Origin of the sequence: Pseudomonas koreensis, from assembly GCF_025447595.1 — a bacterium.
Taxonomy (GTDB): Bacteria; Pseudomonadota; Gammaproteobacteria; order Pseudomonadales; family Pseudomonadaceae; genus Aquipseudomonas; species Aquipseudomonas koreensis_H.
On record NZ_JAOEJU010000013.1, the window covers coordinates 136,100 to 151,792 of the forward strand.

16 protein-coding genes and 1 tRNA gene are annotated in these 15,693 nt (G+C 59.0%); 7 read left to right on the top strand and 10 right to left on the bottom strand.

What is annotated here, in order from left to right; genetic code table 11:
- Nucleotides 1-142 precede the first annotated feature (142 nt).
- The gene (gabP, locus tag N8H71_RS17115) at nt 143-1,534 is read left to right on the top strand and encodes a GABA permease (RefSeq protein ID WP_262194893.1); all 1,392 of its coding nucleotides are present in this window, start codon (nt 143-145) and stop codon (nt 1,532-1,534) included.
- 70 nt (nt 1,535-1,604) lie between these two features.
- Here gabP and N8H71_RS17120 read toward each other — a convergent pair whose 3' ends face one another.
- From N8H71_RS17120 to N8H71_RS17135, 4 genes are all read right to left on the bottom strand, one after another.
- Nucleotides 1,605-2,057 carry a hypothetical protein gene (locus tag N8H71_RS17120; protein ID WP_262194894.1) on the bottom strand — a complete coding sequence of 151 codons (453 nt, stop codon included), beginning with the start codon at nt 2,055-2,057 and terminating at the stop codon, nt 1,605-1,607.
- Nucleotides 2,058-2,063: 6 nt separating this feature from the next.
- Nucleotides 2,064-2,477 carry a hypothetical protein gene (locus tag N8H71_RS17125; protein WP_262194895.1) on the bottom strand — a complete coding sequence of 138 codons (414 nt, stop codon included), beginning with the start codon at nt 2,475-2,477 and terminating at the stop codon, nt 2,064-2,066.
- Between the two features lie 20 nt (nt 2,478-2,497).
- Nucleotides 2,498-3,469 (bottom strand): alpha/beta hydrolase family protein, encoded by a 972-nt coding sequence (locus N8H71_RS17130; protein WP_262194896.1) that lies wholly within the window; start codon nt 3,467-3,469, stop codon nt 2,498-2,500.
- Between the two features lie 69 nt (nt 3,470-3,538).
- Nucleotides 3,539-4,597 (bottom strand): PDDEXK nuclease domain-containing protein, encoded by a 1,059-nt coding sequence (locus N8H71_RS17135; protein ID WP_262194897.1) that lies wholly within the window; start codon nt 4,595-4,597, stop codon nt 3,539-3,541.
- Between the two features lie 260 nt (nt 4,598-4,857).
- Between N8H71_RS17135 and N8H71_RS17140 the strand changes: the two genes are divergently transcribed.
- A complete protein-coding gene (locus tag N8H71_RS17140; RefSeq protein ID WP_262194898.1) occupies nt 4,858-5,307 on the top strand; it encodes a carboxypeptidase regulatory-like domain-containing protein in 450 nt (149 codons plus the stop codon).
- 75 nt (nt 5,308-5,382) lie between these two features.
- The gene (locus N8H71_RS17145) at nt 5,383-5,673 is read left to right on the top strand and encodes a YceK/YidQ family lipoprotein (RefSeq protein ID WP_262194899.1); all 291 of its coding nucleotides are present in this window, start codon (nt 5,383-5,385) and stop codon (nt 5,671-5,673) included.
- Nucleotides 5,674-5,859: 186 nt separating this feature from the next.
- Here N8H71_RS17145 and N8H71_RS17150 read toward each other — a convergent pair whose 3' ends face one another.
- From N8H71_RS17150 to N8H71_RS17175, 6 genes are all read right to left on the bottom strand, one after another.
- Nucleotides 5,860-6,651, bottom strand: a complete 792-nt coding sequence (locus N8H71_RS17150; RefSeq protein WP_262194901.1) for a TSUP family transporter — start codon at nt 6,649-6,651, stop codon at nt 5,860-5,862.
- 66 nt (nt 6,652-6,717) lie between these two features.
- Nucleotides 6,718-7,797, bottom strand: coding sequence for a hypothetical protein (locus tag N8H71_RS17155; RefSeq protein WP_262194902.1), 1,080 nt, complete (start codon nt 7,795-7,797; stop codon nt 6,718-6,720).
- Nucleotides 7,798-8,117: 320 nt separating this feature from the next.
- A tRNA-Phe gene (locus tag N8H71_RS17160) sits at nt 8,118-8,193 on the bottom strand.
- Nucleotides 8,194-8,296: 103 nt separating this feature from the next.
- Nucleotides 8,297-8,569 (bottom strand): oxidative damage protection protein, encoded by a 273-nt coding sequence (locus tag N8H71_RS17165; protein ID WP_007952551.1) that lies wholly within the window; start codon nt 8,567-8,569, stop codon nt 8,297-8,299.
- Nucleotides 8,566-9,633, bottom strand: coding sequence for an A/G-specific adenine glycosylase (mutY, locus tag N8H71_RS17170; protein WP_262194903.1), 1,068 nt, complete (start codon nt 9,631-9,633; stop codon nt 8,566-8,568). Before mutY ends, N8H71_RS17165 begins: the two co-directional genes overlap by 4 nt.
- Complete coding sequence (locus N8H71_RS17175) at nt 9,630-11,855, bottom strand: AsmA family protein (RefSeq protein ID WP_262194904.1); 2,226 nt, start codon at nt 11,853-11,855, stop codon at nt 9,630-9,632. The genes mutY and N8H71_RS17175 overlap by 4 nt, the downstream gene beginning before the upstream one ends.
- 352 nt (nt 11,856-12,207) lie before the next feature.
- Here N8H71_RS17175 and N8H71_RS17180 point away from each other — a divergent pair, with 352 nt between their 5' ends.
- The 4 genes from N8H71_RS17180 to N8H71_RS17195 all read left to right on the top strand — a co-directional run bounded on the left by N8H71_RS17180 (nt 12,208) and on the right by N8H71_RS17195 (nt 15,681).
- The gene (locus N8H71_RS17180) at nt 12,208-13,872 is read left to right on the top strand and encodes an OFA family MFS transporter (protein WP_085608651.1); all 1,665 of its coding nucleotides are present in this window, start codon (nt 12,208-12,210) and stop codon (nt 13,870-13,872) included.
- Between the two features lie 316 nt (nt 13,873-14,188).
- Nucleotides 14,189-14,782 carry an imidazoleglycerol-phosphate dehydratase HisB gene (gene hisB, locus N8H71_RS17185; RefSeq protein WP_007952547.1) on the top strand — a complete coding sequence of 198 codons (594 nt, stop codon included), beginning with the start codon at nt 14,189-14,191 and terminating at the stop codon, nt 14,780-14,782.
- Nucleotides 14,782-15,420: an imidazole glycerol phosphate synthase subunit HisH gene (gene hisH, locus N8H71_RS17190; RefSeq protein ID WP_007952546.1), complete on the top strand. Its 639-nt coding sequence runs from the start codon at nt 14,782-14,784 to the stop codon at nt 15,418-15,420. The genes hisB and hisH overlap by 1 nt, the downstream gene beginning before the upstream one ends.
- Entirely contained in the window at nt 15,421-15,681 is a 261-nt protein-coding gene (locus tag N8H71_RS17195; RefSeq protein ID WP_011332018.1) for a DUF2164 domain-containing protein, read from the top strand.
- Nucleotides 15,682-15,693 lie beyond the last annotated feature (12 nt).

Sequence of the window (15,693 nt, forward strand, 5' to 3'; positions counted from 1 at the left end):
TGAAAACCGCGAGCCAGAAGAGTTTGAAACATTTTGGCGCAATTATTGCGTGCAGAATCTGGAACGCCCCGTTGGATTCTTTTTACGAGAAGGAACGCCAGACGGGCCGGACGCAATCGCTTTCCTCGCAAAGGTAGTTTCAATGAGCAGTACCCAAAGCTCCAATGGCCTCGAACAGGGGCTCAAACCGCGTCATGTGACCATGCTGTCGATCGCCGGGGTGATCGGTGCAGGTCTGTTCGTAGGCTCCGGCCACGCCATCGCCGCCGCCGGTCCCGCTGTTCTGCTGGCTTACGCCGCTGCTGGCGCGCTGGTTGTGCTGGTCATGCGCATGCTCGGCGAAATGGCTGTGGCCTCGCCTGACACCGGCTCGTTCTCGACTTACGCCGACCGCGCTATCGGTCACTGGGCCGGTTTCACCATCGGCTGGCTGTACTGGTGGTTCTGGGTCCTGGTGATTCCGCTGGAAGCCAACGCCGCCGCAACCATCCTGCACGCCTGGTTCCCGAGTGTGGAAATCTGGGCTTTCGCTCTGATCATCACCATGCTGCTGACCGTGACCAACCTGTTCAGCGTGAAAAACTACGGTGAGTTCGAATTCTGGTTCGCCCTGCTTAAGGTCGTGGCGATCATTGGCTTCATCATTCTTGGCGTTGCGGCCATTTTCGGCTTCCTGCCGAACAGCCAGGTCAGCGGCGTTTCGCACATCTTCGACACTCAGGGCTTCCTGCCGAACGGCATGGGTGCGGTACTGGGCGCGATCCTGACTACCATGTTCTCCTTCATGGGGACCGAGATCGTGACCATCGCGGCCGCCGAATCGAAGAACCCTGGCAAGCAGATCTCCAAGGCCACCAACTCGGTGATCTGGCGGATCGGTTTGTTCTACCTCGTTTCGATCTTCATCGTTGTGGCTCTGGTGCCATGGAACGACCCTGTTCTGGCCAGCCTTGGCTCCTACCAGACCGTGCTTGAGCGCATGGGCATCCCGAATGCCAAGATGATCGTTGATATCGTGGTTCTGGTTGCTGTGACCAGCTGCCTTAACTCGGCGCTGTACACCTCTTCGCGCATGCTGTTCTCCCTCGGCAAGCGTGGCGATGCTCCGGCCATGTCGACCCGCACCAACAAGAGCGGCACCCCTTACTGGGCGGTGATGCTGTCTACCGGCGCGGCGTTCCTGTGCACCTTCGCCAACTACGTGGCCCCGGCTGCGGTGTTCGAGTTCCTGCTGGCCAGCTCCGGCGCCATCGCGTTGCTGGTGTACCTGGTGATCGCGATTTCGCAACTGCGCATGCGTAAACAGCGCATGGCTCGCGGCGAGAAGATCGTCTTCAGCATGTGGCTGTTCCCGGGCCTGACCTACGCGGTGATCGTATTCATCGTGGCGGCCCTGACCATCATGCTGTTCCAGGACGCCCACCGCGTGGAAATCCTCGCGACCGGGCTGCTCAGCCTGCTGGTGGTCGCTGCCGGTCTGCTGGTGGCCCGCCGCCGCAATCTGGAAAAACGTGGCGCAGCGGTCCTGAACTGATTCGCAACGCGTAACGCAAAACGGCCGCTGTCAGTGATGACAAGCGGCCGTTTTTGTTACTGCGGGCGGTTTATTCGCTCTTCTCTTCCTGCGCTTCCACCGACTGACCGTAGGTGTCCAGCGCAATCCCGAAATCGCTGATGAACTCCGGTTCGCTCAACCAGGCCTGGGCGGTCTCGCGATCCATGCCATCGGCCCACATGCGGTAATCGATCAGCATGTCGGCGGCCAGGTGAGTGGCGGCCATGCCTTTGTTCTCGGCGTTTTCCATGTCCAGCAGTTCAGGATGATCGACGATGATGAACGCCAGCTCGCGGAGCAGTGTCAGCAGCATTTCGTTGCGGCTGACGGCTTCGGCGTCGCGCATCTTGCTGAACATCGCCAGGGTGTATTCCGGGATCGGTTCGCCGATTTCACCCAGGTCATCGTCCAGTGCGACGGGTTTTCTGCCGTGGATATTGATCTGCTTGGCTTTGGCCTTGGCGCGTTTGGCGCGTTTCTGCTGTTTGTTCAGGGATGCCATGGGAACTCAGTTTTTCTGTTGGGTTTGTGCGGCGATCGCGTCGGACGCGGCCACATAGTCTTTCTGGAAATCCGGCGATTCGATCCACGCCAGAGCGCCGGCCTCGTCGGTCTCGGTGGACCACTGGCGGTACTCGATCAGCGCGGCGAGGATGAAGTCCATCGCACCTTCTTCGCCTTCCTGCTCGTATACCAGCTCCAGCAGCGGGTCTTCAAGGAACGCGGTGCACATGGCCTGCTGGCTGATCTTTTCGGCGTCGATCATTTTCTTGAACAGTTCGGTCAGGTCCACCGACTCGAAATCGATGCGGTCGTCGTTCGGATCCAGCTCGACCGGTACTTCCGCACGTTTGGTACGGTTCTGCTTGGCCTTGGTCTTGGCCCGGGCGGCGCGTTTTTGCTGCTTGTTGGCGGAAGCCATGGTGTGTGTTCCGTGGTGCGTTAAAGGGCTTGGCTGCGTGGGATTTTGCGCCCCGGTGTGTCGGAGGCCAATTCGCCAGTCTGCAGCCAGGTCAGAGCGATGGGCCATAGTGTGGCTTGGTATGCGCTGCGAAAAAAGGCGAAATGTCCGACTTGCTGTTCACCGATGTCCTGCGGTTCGATTCGCAGGTGGGTCTTTTGCGCGTTGTGGAAGTAAGCGAGCAGGCGTTCGATGGCAGGAATCGTGCCGTAGGGATCGTCACTGATGCTGATTGCCAGGGCTTTGGCCCGGACGTTGGCGAAGGGCAAGTCAGTCATGGTTCTACCGCTCGGGCGCCGCTCATAACGCGCGGCAGGCGTGCTCCAGTCGCGAACCACGCCGGCGGGCGTGTCTTCCAGCCAGCCAAGCCGTTTGCCCGGAAAGTAGCCACAGAACAGCGTGACCAGCGGCATCAGCAGGTGCCATTTGCCGAACATCCGCCAGCGGTGCTCGGGCGCGTAATCGCGCCAGTAAGCGAATTGCGCGCCGACCGTCACCAGTCTTCGGATTATCTTTCCGGACGCCCCCAGACCTGCTGCGCAGCCACCGAAGCTGTGCCCGACTACATCGATCGGCTGGCCGGGAAACTCTCGCTGCGCACGTTTGAGCATCGCCTCGAAATCCAGCGCACCCCAATCCGTCCACGAAGCCTGCAGATGTCTCATCGACTTCGGCCGCGATTCACCAATACCCCGGTAGTCGTAAATGATCACGTCGAACCCGTTGGCGAACAGATACGCCGCGAAGCGCGAGTAGTGGCGGCAGCGCACGGACGTGGCGGCGTTGATGATCACCACCGGGCGTTGTTGATCCGGTGAGGCGTGACGCCAGGTGAAACCGCCGAGCAGATAGCCGTCGGCGGCGGGTTCCTGAAAGGGTCCGTCCTGAACATCGCTTGCGAGTGCAGCTCTGTTCCGAGCCTCTTCCAGTGCGTGCGTCTCTTGAAAACCCATGGTTCTCGACCTTCGCGGAGTAGCTGCCAACGATAGTCCCCGCCGGCTCGGTGAACAATCCGTCGGCAGTCAATCAGCCGTCTGATCGCTCAAGCGTTCTTCCAGCAGCGTGTGTTCACGGTTCAACTCCGCTCGTAACTCTTCTTCGCTCGGTAGCACCAGTTTGTAGCTACTGGCAAACAGTTGTTCATTGCCCTTGAGGATCGTGTAACGCGCCACCGATTCATTTTGTTGTGCGCAGAGGATGATCCCCACCGTTGGCCCGTCGCCTTCGCTGCGTTTGAGGTCATCGTACATGCGGATGTACATGTCCATCTGGCCCACGTCCCGGGCGCTGAGTTTGCCGCGCTTCAGATCCAGGATGACGAAGCATTTGAGCAGGTAGTTGTAGAACACCAGGTCAATGTAAAAATCATCGTCGCCAGCGCTTATGCGTTGCTGACGACCGACAAAAGCGAAGCCCTTGCCCAGCTCAAGGAGAAATCCCTGGAGCTGGTCGATCAAGGCTTGCTCCAGTTCGGATTCCTGAAGCTTGCCCGGTGATGGCAGGCCGAGAAACTCCAAAAGGACGGGGTCGCGGATGAATTCCCGGGGATCGCTTTTCATCGCGGCAATGTTGGTCGCTGCCTCTGCGTAGACGTCGGTTTTGTCTCGGCTCATCAACATACGTTCGTAGTAGAGCGTATTGATCTGGCGATCGAGGGCGCGGCTTGACCAGTTTTGCGTAGCGGCTTCGTTCATGTACCACTGCCGGGCAGGCTGGCTTTCTATCCCCAATAGCTTGCGGTAGTGGGTCCAGCTCAATTCGTGACGCAGTGCGTCACGAATTGGAAATGCCTGATAAAACAAGCGCATATAGCGAAGGTTGGAAGAATCAAAGCCTTTCCCAAAGTCTGCAGTCAGCTCCTTCGCCAGCGTTGCCAGAAGCTGTTTTCCGTACCCTGCACGCCGGGCACCCTGTTGCTCGAATTCGACAATATGTCGCCCGATCTGCCAGCAGGTCTGGACTTGAATCGTATCGACCGTTCGCAGCACTTTCTGCCGCGCCTCACGTATGAGCTCACCAAGATCGCCCAGCAGCGAATCGAGTTTTGGGTCTTGCGTGTCAGCAGGTTCTAGTTGGCTCATCAGGTCTTCCGGCTCAGGGGGAACAGAAGCAAGAGCATGCCGGTAGCTCACAGGTTGGCGATGCCGGCCGGGTCTGGTAAGGCGGAAGGAAGGGTGAACGGGGTGTGCAGGATCAGGCCGACGAAGGTAGCGATCGAGGAGTGCGGCGTGTAGTCCTTTTCGTACCCCGTGCAACTCCCAATCAATCTAAAACAGGGCTTGTTACGCGAAATCAAAAAGGAATAACGATTGGGTTCTGCGAGAGCCCGGGAGTCATTCTCATGAAACGCATTCTATTACTCGTACTGCCCGTCGCCGCTGCTGCGGTGCTGCTGTTCCCGCTCATGGCTCAGGCTGCGAATCTGGAGCCGATCGACAGCTCCGCTGTGCAGGTTCAGCAGCAGGAGCAAAACGGTGTTCGCTATCTGGCCGGCGGTATTGGCGAAGATGAGTCGAAAGCCATTCAGCAATCCGCGGGCTACAACCTGCACATGACGTTCGCCGTCGGCATGCAAAACCAGTACACCGCCGATGTCGACGTAATGATTCAGAAGGCTCCCGGCCAAACCGTGCTGAAGCTGAATCAAACCGGGCCATTGGTGTACGTGCAGTTGCCGCCCGGCAAATACACGGTCGTCGCGACCCGCAATGGTGAAACACGCCGGGATGCGGCTGAAATTGGCGGCGGTGCTGCGCGCAATCTGGTGTTCCACTGGAATGACGCAGGGTAGAGATGGGTGTAATCGTGAAACAAGGCGCGGGTACAATCCTGCGCCTCATACTTTGTGAACCAAGGAAGCGTTGGCTTGAAACGGATTTTGCGGATGGGCTGCGTAGTGGGTCTTGTATTTTTGTTGGCTGGCTGCGGAACGTTTATCGGGCGTTTGAATGACGGTTTGTCTGACGCCCGGTATTACCGGGGGGTTGATGGCAACCTTCATCTGCTGGGCGTGCGTGGCGGGGGTAGTGATGGCATGCCGGCAGCGATAATTTGTTACATGATGATTGTCTGTCCGGTCATTACCGTCGTATCGCTGCCAGTGGATGCAGCTTTGGACACCGTTCTGCTTCCTGTCGATTACATCAATACACTTTAGGTTTTCTCTGTGCGGCGCTGGCGTTTCGGCGTGTGCATGGGGGGCTTAGCAGTAGATCGAGGCGCCGATAGCCAAGGCTATCAGCGTAGCAACTAAGTCTGTGCCCGATCACCGTGCCGGTTGGCGCCGCGTCGAACTGTAACCGGGATCGAAGTATGGATGCGCCAGTCAGCACCAACCGGTTGATCACAAGGCCGCCAGAGTGTGAATGACTGCAACTCGCAGTGGATTGGTCTCATCGCTCAGAAGTTTGATCGCCAGTGCGCAGCAGACCACGATCAACATGGGTTTGATCAAGCGCGGGCCGACCCGGACGGCGGCTCTTGCACCCAATTGCGCGCCAAGGAAGGCCGCCAGAGCCATGGCAATCGCGATCGGCCAGATGATCACGCCTTTGGTGATGAAGACTGACAGCGAACCCAGATTGCAGGAGGCGTTGGCCAGTTTGGTGAAGCTCATTGCCCGCATCATTCCAAGTCCACAGAGCAGAACGAAACCGACGATAAAGAACGAGCCTACGCCGGGACCAAAGATGCCGTCGTAGAAGCCCAGGATCGGCGCAACAGTGAAGGAGAACAGCAGAATGCCGATTCTCTTGCGTCGATCCTCATTGGCCAGTTTCGGCGAGAGTGCAAAGTAAATCGCCACCAGAATAAGCATGATGGGCACGCACACTTCCAGATAACGCTTGTCGATGGAACTGACCAACAGCGCACCGCTGGCTCCACCCAGAAACGCGCAAATAACCAGAAAGCGTCCTTCGCGCCATTCAATCATTCCTTTGCGGGCAAAGGTCGCGGTTGCCGAAATAGTGGCTGAGGCGGCCTGGAACTTGTTTGTGGCAATCGCGCTGATCGGGTCGACACCGGCGAGAAACAGGGCAGGTAACGTAATCAAACCGCCGCCGCCGGCAATCGCATCAAAGAATCCAGCACAAAAAGCAACAAGTGCCAACGTGCCGATTATGTCCCAGGACATTGCTTCCCCTTTTCATGATTTATTTATTGTTGGATCGCGAGATGCTCAGCGGTCTGTGTGTGGAAATCATCCCTGTAGCAGTAATGGATCCTCTGAAATGACAATTGGAGAGGCAAATTTGGAAAGTCCGAAAATGCGCACCAGCACACGTCTGTTGTCCTTGATGACATCTCGACAGTGCAGCGCTCGGGCGTTGTTGATGACCATGGCCGACTCCTGAGTCAGCACATAATCTGTCGTAGTCGACTCACTCACCGCCTGGCATAGAGCGGAGTACGCCTTTTTTACGATTGGCGAGACGTTACTGCTTGTCGAGAAACGATAAGAATTGAACCGCGCTGCGAAACCTGCTCGGTCGTCAAACTCAAGGATGGAGACGTTACTCCCGTCCTCTCCTTTGCCACTGACAAACGAGTCGCTACGCGTGAACTGAAAGTTGTTTGTGGTCAGCGCAAGGCAATTGGTTATGCCGACCCTTTCTAAAACGGGAGGTAGTGGAATGACGCGTGTGGATTCACGGGAAGGGTTCCATAGGGCGGAAAGTATGAGTGAGGACGGCGAAGGCGAATGGCCATTTTTTGCATTAATGGCGCACCAGTATGGCGCCTCGGTGTGCGGCCCAAGTGCAAGGCCAGAGTGTGAGCTCAGTTCTTTGTATTCGGGCTCGCCCTCAATTGTTGTAAGCCCGCCACCCTTGAAGTTGGCTACCAGTCGAACCAGTTTTCCATCGTTGTCCATGTCATAGGCGAACGCAGTGTTATCAACCAGTTTCAAAAGTATTTGGTTGCGTGCAGCGAGGCAGAGCACGTCATGGCGACTTTCCATGGACGCGAGATCGGGCAGTTCATCAGGTGGGCCTGAGTCGACAATCTTTTGTAGGCCTTCGAAGATCAGTACGGAATGCAGGCAGTCAGAGTACGCATCAAGAAGTGCGCATTGATGCTCGGAAAATGAAGATTTCAACTCAATAGCTGCCGAAGAGGCGATGAGGCAGGCTCCTGGCGCCTGTGGTCCGCCAATACTGGCCAGTTCCATCGTGAGTTTCTGAAGCAGGTTTGATTGCTGCCTTTCAAAGTTGAAAATTTTTGTTTCTCGTCCGATGCAAGGCTCAGCGATTGCGATGTTGGGGTTGATGGCGTCGATCATCGGATACGTCCCTGTCGTGTATCTGGTTTTGGCTAGCAACTCAGGGCGCGATTCTGTTCAATCCCGGGATGAATGTATGTCGGCCATTTCCGCTGAGGCCTACGGAGCGTTCCGGTCTATTTGAAGGATTTTGAGATTTATCGATCACCGATGCCTGTGGAATTCAGTCTGCATCCCTTCAGGGCGCGACAGATGATCGTGATGTGTTGAGAGGGGAGCAGCAGGGGGATTGGCAGTGAGCGCAGCGCTATAGAACTGCAGCTCACCAAATCGCAGGCATAAAAAAACCCTGAATCTTGCGATTCAGGGTTTTCGGTATTTGGTGCCCAGAGACGGAATCGAACCGCCGACACGGGGATTTTCAATCCCCTGCTCTACCGACTGAGCTATCTGGGCAACGGGGCGCATTAAAAGGGTTTTTCGGATTTACGTCAACGACTTTTTTAAAATTTCTTAAATTAATTCCGTCGCTTACGATCCGGCCCCCGTTTTTCGGGAGTTATTCCGCTGGCGGCACGTAGCCTTCGGCTTGAGCGTATTCCTCGCCGGAGAAGTACTTGTCCATTTCGCCCTGAAGAAATTTGCGGTCTTCGGCGTTCATCATGTTCAGGCGTTTTTCGTTGATCAGCAGGGTCTGGTGTTTCTGCCAGTCGGCCCAGGCCTTGGCCGAGACGTGTTCGAAAATGTCCTGGCCCTTGGCGCCCGGGTACGGTGGGCGCTCCAGACCTTCGAGTTGTTCTTTGTACTTGCGGCACATTACGGTGCGGGTCATGTCGACTCTCCTGCATTCAAGACGGCGGCCGCGCGTTCGAGCAAGGTCTTGACCGGGGCGGCGAGGCCCAGGCGCGGCGGGGTGGCGAGGTTATACCAGAGCCAGTCGGCCTCGGCCACGTGACCGCCGGCTTCCTGCACCTGAACCAGCCAGGGTTCGATGGACAGCTGAAAGTGGCTGAAGGTGTGGACAAGGCTCGGCAGCGCCTGCAGCTCGCCCAGTTCCAGCGAGTGCTGCGCGGCGAGGTGTTGCAGGTCGTCGAGGTCGTCGAGTTCCGGCAGGCTCCACAAACCGCCCCACAATCCGCTGGACGGGCGGCGATAAAGCAGAATCGCGCCGTCCTCGTTGGCCAGCAGTGGCATCAGCGTGCGTTTCTGCGGGATGGCCTTGCGCGGCTTGGGGATCGGGTAACGCGTCTCCAGGCCAAGCATGTGCGCTTCGCAGCCCTTTTCCAGCGGACACAGCAAACAGCTCGGCTTGCTGCGGGTGCAGAGCGTGGCGCCCAGATCCATCATCGCCTGGGTGTAGGCGTTGACCCGATCCTGCGGCGTGAAACGCTCGGCGTTGGCCCAGAGCTGCTTGGCGACCTTCGGCTCGCCGGGGTAACCCTCTTGCGCGGTAAAACGTGCCAGCACCCGTTTGACGTTGCCGTCGAGGATCGGCGCGCGCAGGCCCATGCTGATGCTGGCGATCGCTCCGGCAGTGGACAGACCGATACCCGGCAGCTCGGTGAGCTTCTCGACATCGCGCGGAAACTCGCCACCGTACTGGCTGACGACGATCTTCGCGGTTTTCTGCAGATTGCGCGCGCGGGTGTAGTAACCGAGACCGGTCCACAGGTGCAGCACTTCGTCCTCCGGCGCTTCGGCCAGGGCTTCGACCGTTGGTAGTGCGGCCATGAAGCGGTCGAAGTAATTGAGCACGGTGCTGACCTGTGTCTGCTGCAACATGATCTCGGACACCCACACCCGATACGGGTTGATGTTCTGTTGCCAGGGCAAATCATGGCGGCCGTGGCGGTCGAACCATTCCAGCACCGCCGTGGAAAACTGCTCCGCTCTCATCGCTTGAACAGCCCCTTCAATGCGTTTTTCAGTTCCGGGCTGACTTTGTCGCCCAGTTTCTCGTCGATTTTCTCGCTGATCTTGTCGCCAGCGAGTTTGGTCGCGACCTGGCCCATGCGCTCGTTGTCCACGCGGCAGGCCTTGGCACCCAGCTCCAGTGGGCCACGGCAACGCAGCGGCCATTCGATGCCGACGAATTTGTCACCGACCTGGCAGGCCGGATCCGGCATGGCGCTGGTGTCGCCTTCGACGATGATGCCAACGCGATAGTCCATGCCCAGCACTTTGAGGTCGATATCGCCGTCACCGTTGACGCTCATGCCGGGGATGCGCACTTTCAGGTCCGGGTTGCTGGCTACGCCGTTGCGGAAGGTCAGGTTGCCCTTGAGTTCCTGGAACGGCGTGTCCTTGCCGCGCGGCTCGCCGCTCAGGGATTTGCGGTTGAGGGTGGCGATGCCCTTGCACAGTTGTTGCTCAAGGTTGGCGTTAAGCAGCACGCCGTTGTTGATCACGAAACTGGCATTGCCGTTGAGGGTTTCGATCAGTGCCTGCTGGCTGTTGCCGCTGCCGGTGACTTTGCTGGTGAGATTGACCAGACCTTTGACCGGTGGATTCTTGCCCTGGCTTTCGAGGATTTTCTCAACCGGCACCCGGTTGATCCGGGTTTGCAGGTTCAGCACTGGCGCCGTCTGGCGCACATCCAGCGTGCCCTTGGCTTCGAAGTCGCCGTTGTACAGCTCGCCGCGCAGGTTCTCAAGGGTCAGCAGGCCGCCCTGGCCGGTGGCTTTCAGTGCGGCGTTCTGGATTGGCAGCTTGTCGAGGGTCAGTTGGCCGAAGGTCAGGTCAGCGTTGACGTCGAGCTTGCTCAGGCGCTCGACAGGGAACAGGCGCTCGGTGCTCCAGGCGCTTTTGCTCGGTTTTTCCGGCAGCGGTGTGCTGCCGGCACCGGCCATGGCATCGGCCTCGGTGCTGGCGACTTCGGCCTGGCGGACCTGCGTGGCGTTGTTGGCTTTTTCCGATTTCGGCGGCAGGTAACGGTCGACGTTGAAGGTGTCGGCCTTGAGGACCGCCCGCAGCGATTGCTTGGCGAAGTCTTCGACGGCGATGCGGCCGCTGAAGCTGCTGTCGTCGAGTTTCAGGTTGATGTTGTCCAGCGAAACGCTGGTCGGCGTCGCGGCGACACGGCTGACCAGTTCAACCTTGCTCAGGCTGCCTTCGGCCATGGCCGGCAAGGTCTGGCCGATGCTGTCGACGAATTTCGCCAGGTCGAACTGGGCGATGGAAATCCCGCCGGTGATCTGTGGCGTCTTGTCCAGGTCGTTGGCTTTCAGCTCGCCCAAGGCGCGCAGTTGGTTGACCGAGAGTTTGATGCCAGTCCATTCGGCGACGTTGGCGGCCTTGTCCAGCAGCAGTTGGCCTTGGGCGGCGAAGGTCACGGTCTTGCCTTGCAGCGGATCGCCGGCAACTTCGCCGGAAAGCTTCAGGTCTTCGAACTTGTAGCGTTGCAGGGCGCGCTCGAAACGCAACTCGCCGTTGAGCTCGGTGCGCACTCGCAGCACTGGCTGGTTGGTGCCGAGGAACGCGGTGGCCTTGACCGGAATGTTGGTCGAATCGTGAACCGCTCCGGTGCTCAACTGGATGCTTTCGGCGCTGAATTGCTTGCCGGTCAGCTCGTCGTTGTATTCCACGCGGGCGTTGTTGACGGTCAGGCTGTCGATGTCGAGGCGGATCGGCTGGGCCGGTTTTTCAGGTTGCGGGGTGGCCTCGGGGGCGGTTTCGGCTGTGGTGGTCGGCGCCGGGGCGCTGCCGGCCTTGGGCGGCACCTTGCCGATGTCTTCCCAGTTGCCATGCCCGTTCTTGTCACGGTTCAGGCGCAGGTTCAGGCCTTCGACGCGCACGTCGCTCATCTGCACTTCGCGGCGCAGCAGTGGCAGCACGCGCACGGACAGACCGAGCATCTGCAGGTCGGCGAACGGTTCGGCAGGCTTGGCCAGAGTCGCGACGCTGGCCTCGTGCAGTTCCAGGCCGAGCCACGGGAACAGGCTCCAGCCGATGTCGCCATTGAGCGTCAGCTCGATGTGGGCCTTGTCGCGGGCAATCTGGCGGATCTCGTCTTTGTAGTCGTTGGGATCAAACAGGTGGGTCAGGGCGAAGCCCGCCGCCACAATGATCAGCAACAGCCCGAGAAGTACCAGACCCAGGATTTTGCCGAACGCTTTCATGGGCGAGTCCTTGTAAGTAGTCGAATTCGTAATTTAGCCGGGGAGTATAGCGCTGCATCAACTCTCGCTGTTGCGGCGTCCCGCGCAGCCCGCTGAACCGCGATGTACAGCGCTTCGACAACGACCGCGATCGGGGTTCCCCGGCACCATGAGATCAGATGTCTTAAAAAAGGTGATATCAGTTTGGTTTTTCTGTCACGTGCAAGTGGTAACCTTCGCCCGTTCGTCTGCCCATCTGCGACTTAACGTCGCGCTTTCAAGGAGCTTCACCCGCAAAAAAAGGTCATGCCTGCGTGCATAAGGCCGGGGTGAGCAGTGGCTGGCGAACCATTCTAATAATTGGGGGATACACATGAGCACGACCATTACGGCGGACGGCTTCAAAGCCGATCAGCCCGGGTTCCTGTCCAAGGAACGCATCATCGCCAAACCCGGTTTCAACCGCTGGCTGGTTCCACCGGCCGCTCTGGCCATTCACCTGTGCATCGGCATGGCCTACGGTTTCTCGGTGTTCTGGTTGCCGCTGTCCAAGGCGCTGGGCGTGACCGCTCCGGTGGCTTGCGCACCGGACATGAGCTTCATCGCACAAGTCTTCTCGTCGCAATGCGACTGGCCGATCTCCATGCTGGGCTGGATCTACACCCTGTTCTTCATCTTCCTCGGCTGCTCGGCAGCGATCTGGGGTGGCTGGCTCGAACACGCAGGCCCACGCAAGGCCGGCGTTGTATCGGCACTGTGCTGGTGCGGCGGTCTGCTGATTTCTGCGCTGGGGATCTATACCCACCAGATCTGGCTGATGTGGATCGGCTCCGGCGTGATCGGCGGTATCGGTCTGGGCCTGGGCTACATCTCGCCGGTGTCGACCCTGATCAAGTGGTTCCCGGACAAGCGAGGCATGGCGACCGGCATGGCGATCATGGGTTTCGGCGGTGGCGCGATGGTTGGCGCTCCGCTGGCAACCGCTCTGATGAGCCATTTCGCTTCGCCGGCTGGCGTGGGCGTGTGGCAGAGCTTCGTGGCCATGGCCGCGATCTACTTCGTGTTCATGATCGGTGGCGCCTTGGCCTACCGCGTACCGCCAACCGGCTGGAAGCCTGAAGGCTGGACCGCTCCGGCGAAGAAAGCGTCGAACGCGATGATCACCCACCGTCACGTGCACGTGAATGTGGCGTGGAAAACCCCGCAATTCCGTCTGGTGTGGCTGGTGCTGTGCCTGAACGTGTCTGCCGGTATCGGCATCCTCGGCATGGCTTCGCCACTGTTGCAGGAAGTGTTCGGCGGCAAGCTGCTGGGCAACGATCTGCCGTTCGGTCAGCTGGACGCCGGTCAACTGGCTTCCATCGCTGCGATTGCGGCCGGTTTCACCGGTCTGCTGAGCCTGTTCAACATCGGCGGCCGTTTCTTCTGGGCGTCGTTCTCGGACTACCTGGGCCGCAAGAACACTTACTTCGTGTTCTTCGCGCTTGGTTTCGCGCTGTACGCACTGATCCCGAACCTCGGTCACCTGGGCAACGTTGCGCTGTTCGTGGCGGCGTTCTGCATCATCCTGTCGATGTACGGCGGTGGTTTCGCGACCGTTCCGGCGTATCTGGCCGACCTGTTCGGTACGCAGATGGTGGGCGCGATCCACGGTCGTCTGCTGACTGCCTGGGCTGCCGCTGGCGTGCTGGGTCCGGTGCTGGTGAATTACCTGCGTGAATATCAGCTGAGCATCGGCGTTGAACGCGCCGCCGCTTACGACATCACCCTGTACATCCTCGCCGGCCTGCTGGTGCTGGGTTTCCTGTGCAACCTGCTGGTGCGCCCGGTCGCGGACAAGTACTTCATGACCGACGCCGAACTGGCTGCCGAACAGGCGCTGGGCCACGACAAGGGTGCTGACGCCAGCACCGTGCTGGAGTGGAAAGCCGCGCCAGGCAGCAAGCCATTGGCGATCGCTGCGTGGCTGGTGGTGGGGATTCCGTTGGCGTGGGGTGTGTGGGTGACCCTGCAGAAGACGGCGGTATTGTTTCACTAAGGTGTAGATCCTGGCTGATCTGAAGCTTTCAGGTCAGCCAGGGAAAACATTAATCCCTGTGGGAGCGGGCTTGCCCGCGAAGGCGCCAGGTCAGACAGCATTGATGTTGTGTGTGCCGGCCTCTTCGCGGGCAAGCCCGCTCCCACAGGGATCTCTTCAAGTTTCCAAATTTCCGCTTTTTTGGCTTGTATGGACATGTCTACCCGCGACAGCCGGGCGTTCTATCCGTCAGCCATCTCACCTCTCGTGTTTCTGTTTCGGCCCCGCGCCCCTATAATGGCTGCCTTTTTCGCCCAATGATTTTGCGGAGCTGGTGATGGCCGAACGTAAGGCGTCTGTCGAGCGCGACACTCTGGAAACCCAGATCAAAGCCTCGATCAACCTTGATGGCACCGGAAAGGCCCGATTCAATATCGGTGTTCCTTTTCTTGAGCACATGCTGGATCAGATCGCCCGTCACGGGTTGATCGACCTGGATATCGAATGCAAGGGCGATCTGCATATCGACGACCACCATACGGTGGAAGACGTCGGTATCACCCTCGGCCAGGCCTTCGCGCAAGCCATTGGCGACAAGAAAGGCATCCGTCGCTACGGCCACGCCTACGTGCCGCTCGATGAAGCGCTGTCGCGCGTGGTGATCGACTTCTCCGGCCGTCCTGGCCTGCAGATGCACGTGCCGTACACCCGCGCCACCGTTGGCGGCTTCGACGTCGACCTGTTCCAGGAATTCTTCCAGGGTTTCGTCAACCACGCACTGGTCAGCCTGCATATCGACAACCTGCGCGGTACCAACACTCACCACCAGATCGAAACGGTGTTCAAGGCTTTCGGCCGCGCGCTGCGCATGGCCGTCGAGCTGGATGACCGCATGGCCGGCCAGATGCCTTCGACCAAAGGCGTCCTGTAATGCAGACGGTTGCAGTTATCGATTACGGCATGGGCAACCTGCACTCGGTGGCCAAGGCCCTCGAGCACGTCGGTGCGGGCAAGGTGCTGATCACCAGCGATGCGGCAGTGATCCGTGAAGCTGACCGTGTGGTGTTTCCGGGTGTTGGCGCGATTCGCGATTGCATGGCGGAGATCCGCCGCCTCGGTTTCGATTCGCTGGTGCGTGAAGTGAGTCAGGATCGTCCGTTCCTCGGCATCTGCGTCGGCATGCAAGCCTTGCTCGACAGCAGCGAAGAGAACGACGGCGTCGACTGCATCGGCCTGTTCCCGGGCGCGGTGAAGTTCTTCGGCAAAGACCTGCATGAAGACGGCGAGCACCTGAAAGTCCCGCACATGGGCTGGAACGAAGTGAAGCAGGCGGTGGATCACCCGCTGTGGCACAACATTCCGGACCTGGCGCGTTTCTACTTCGTGCACAGCTACTACATCGCCGCCGGTAATCCGCGTCAGGTGGTTGGCAGCGGTCATTACGGCGTCGATTTCGCCGCGGCGCTGGCCGAAGGTTCGCGTTTCGCCGTGCAGTTCCACCCGGAGAAGAGCCATACCCATGGCCTGCAATTGCTGCAGAACTTCGCGGCGTGGGACGGTCGCTGGTAAATGGCCGTCAAGAAATCCAAACCGCCGATCCTGACCCTCACTCCCGAGCAGGAGAGCGAGGCCAACCGCAAGATTCAGCGGTTCATGGAGGATCGTTTCGAACTGGATCTGGGTTCGTTCGAGGCGGCGGAAATTCTTGAGCTGTTTACCCGCGAAATTGCTCCGCACTATTACAACAGGGCGATTTTCGATGTGCAGACCCACCTCAAGGAGCGGTTTGAAAGCATCGAAAGCGACCTGTGGGCGCTCGAGAAAAACTGATTTCCGAGCCAA

Bases quoted from the DNA above. Each gene is read 5' to 3' on its own strand.
- N8H71_RS17195 (WP_011332018.1), top strand. From the start codon at position 15,421: ATGGCCGTCAAGAAATCCAAACCGCCGATCCTGACCCTCACTCCCGAG.
- N8H71_RS17125 (WP_262194895.1), bottom strand. From the start codon at position 2,477: ATGGCTTCCGCCAACAAGCAGCAAAAACGCGCCGCCCGGGCCAAGACC.
- N8H71_RS17165 (WP_007952551.1), bottom strand. From the start codon at position 8,569: ATGACCCGCACCGTAATGTGCCGCAAGTACAAAGAACAACTCGAAGGT.
- N8H71_RS17140 (WP_262194898.1), top strand. From the start codon at position 4,858: ATGAAACGCATTCTATTACTCGTACTGCCCGTCGCCGCTGCTGCGGTG.
- hisH (WP_007952546.1), top strand. From the start codon at position 14,782: ATGCAGACGGTTGCAGTTATCGATTACGGCATGGGCAACCTGCACTCG.
- N8H71_RS17150 (WP_262194901.1), bottom strand. From the start codon at position 6,651: ATGTCCTGGGACATAATCGGCACGTTGGCACTTGTTGCTTTTTGTGCT.
- N8H71_RS17180 (WP_085608651.1), top strand. From the start codon at position 12,208: ATGAGCACGACCATTACGGCGGACGGCTTCAAAGCCGATCAGCCCGGG.
- gabP (WP_262194893.1), top strand. From the start codon at position 143: ATGAGCAGTACCCAAAGCTCCAATGGCCTCGAACAGGGGCTCAAACCG.
- hisB (WP_007952547.1), top strand. From the start codon at position 14,189: ATGGCCGAACGTAAGGCGTCTGTCGAGCGCGACACTCTGGAAACCCAG.
- N8H71_RS17120 (WP_262194894.1), bottom strand. From the start codon at position 2,057: ATGGCATCCCTGAACAAACAGCAGAAACGCGCCAAACGCGCCAAGGCC.
- mutY (WP_262194903.1), bottom strand. From the start codon at position 9,633: ATGAGAGCGGAGCAGTTTTCCACGGCGGTGCTGGAATGGTTCGACCGC.
- N8H71_RS17135 (WP_262194897.1), bottom strand. From the start codon at position 4,597: ATGAGCCAACTAGAACCTGCTGACACGCAAGACCCAAAACTCGATTCG.
- N8H71_RS17175 (WP_262194904.1), bottom strand. From the start codon at position 11,855: ATGAAAGCGTTCGGCAAAATCCTGGGTCTGGTACTTCTCGGGCTGTTG.
- N8H71_RS17130 (WP_262194896.1), bottom strand. From the start codon at position 3,469: ATGGGTTTTCAAGAGACGCACGCACTGGAAGAGGCTCGGAACAGAGCT.
- N8H71_RS17155 (WP_262194902.1), bottom strand. From the start codon at position 7,797: ATGATCGACGCCATCAACCCCAACATCGCAATCGCTGAGCCTTGCATC.